This window comes from Mucilaginibacter sp. P2_A5 (assembly GCF_056404995.1).
In genome coordinates this window covers 1-1,728 of the sequence record NZ_JBFUCY010000071.1, presented here as the reverse complement: position 1 = coordinate 1,728, position 1,728 = coordinate 1, and the positions used below count along the sequence as shown (strand labels likewise).

At 40.5% G+C, this 1,728-nt stretch carries 1 protein-coding gene and 1 pseudogene; both read right to left on the bottom strand.

Features of this window, described 5'->3' with window-relative positions:
* A pseudogene (locus AC1DXF_RS29340) lies at positions 1–88 on the bottom strand (Rpn family recombination-promoting nuclease/putative transposase); the annotation flags it as partial.
* 606 nt (positions 89–694) lie between these two features.
* Positions 695–1,567, bottom strand: a complete 873-nt coding sequence (locus tag AC1DXF_RS29335) for an Rpn family recombination-promoting nuclease/putative transposase (RefSeq protein ID WP_477452235.1) — start codon at positions 1,565–1,567, stop codon at positions 695–697.
* Positions 1,568–1,728 lie beyond the last annotated feature (161 nt).

Genomic DNA, 1,728 nt, shown 5'->3' with positions numbered 1-1,728 from the left:
TAGGTTCGCTGCCAAATATTTTTTTAAAGGCGAAATCAACTAAAGGGTCAATGTATTTCCCGGTAACAGGAGGGTTATTGTTGGGCATAGCCAAATATAAAGGTTTATTCGTTATTCGCCACCACCACGAAGATAGCCCAGGCCGGCATAAAACGTCAAAGGTATGTAAACGGACAGTTGTGTTTGTTTTTCATCGCCCTTTTTCTCAAAGGGAGGAACGGCACATTTAATAGTAAATGGGCCGTTCCTCCGGAACTTTAAATAGGTATGGTTGCGTTGTCCACGGGTTGAAACCCGTGGCTAATAAATGCCCCGTCCGCTATGCGGACTTTGATAAGGGGGCAAAATACATACGGCAAGGCGACAAATTGACTGTGTTGTTTGACTTAGAGATGGAAACTTTCGGCTCAATTCTGAATGAATTGTATTATCGACCGTCTGTCCTCAATTCATCAAGTTTTCCCCAAGGGCGTAGCCCTGACACATTTTGTAGCAACGGGTTTCAACCCGTTGAATATAAATAGAGAATAGCAATTGAGTGCCATCGGCGCGGTTCATTTTAATCGCCCTGCATCTTAACAACAAGTAAACTGATTAAAAGGCATTTTGGGATTTGACATAAGTATGGCTTGTATCAAATCTGAAAATTATCGAATAGGATTTGGGGTTTCGAAATATAACACCCAATTAAATACTATAGCTTCTCTATCTCTTCAATAGGGAGCTTAGTGAATTTTACAATTTGGGCAATTGGAAGACCGTCTTTTTTCATTTCAGAAGCAATAGAAAGAGCTTCTTCATGCCTCGCTTTAGCCTCGGCAGTCGACACAGCATAATCCAGCACATTCTTATTATCCCATTTGTATTTTAAACTGCTATCGTACATTGTTTTTTCCTCCTTTGTCAAATTAGTATACTCCGCAATACTGAACAATTTTTCAAATATGGGTTTCCGAAGATAAACCGGAATTTTTTCCATCCGGCTCATGTTTTTTAACACATGAAGCCACCTGTCTAAATCTGTTTCCAGCTGACTATCCTCTTTCACAAATTTACTTAATTCTATATAAGTATACCCCAGTTTATCGTAAAATATTTCACCTGTATCTCTGTTGCACAGGCAAATATCATGCAGGTATGTATTTGGGGGGCTGTCTTCCAGGGTGAAATCTTCCAGCAGGGCAATTAAATATACTTCGACGATGTTGTAGCCCCAGGCACTCCGTTTGCCTTTCGGCGCCTGGTCACTTATGAGGCGCGAAGTATAAAATAAAGCCCTTTCTTTAAAATAGCCTTGTTTTGCCCGTTGTACCTCAATTAAAAAACGTTCGCCATTATCGCCTGTGCATAGCAAATCAAATATAGCAGCGCCTTCGTCTTTAATATCGCCGGGATGTTCATTTTTATTATAAACCAAATCTACAATATGCTTGCGCCCCCTGAACACTTCGTTTAAAAAAGCGATCAATAGATCCTTATTAGGTTCGCTGCCAAATATTTTTTTAAAGGCGAAATCAACTAAAGGGTCAATGTATTTCCCGGTAACAGGAGGGTTATTGTTGGGCATAGCCAAATATAAAGGTTTATTCGTTATTCGCCACCACCACGAAGATAGCCCAGGCCGGCATAAAACGTCAAAGGTATGTAAACGGACAGTTGTGTTTGTTTTTCATCGCCCTTTTTCTCAAAGGGAGGAACGGCACATTTAATAGTAAATGGGCCGTTCCT

Excerpts from the sequence above, each read along its gene's own strand:
- AC1DXF_RS29335 (WP_477452235.1), bottom strand. The coding sequence starts at position 1,567 with ATGCCCAACAATAACCCTCCTGTTACCGGGAAATACATTGACCCTTTA.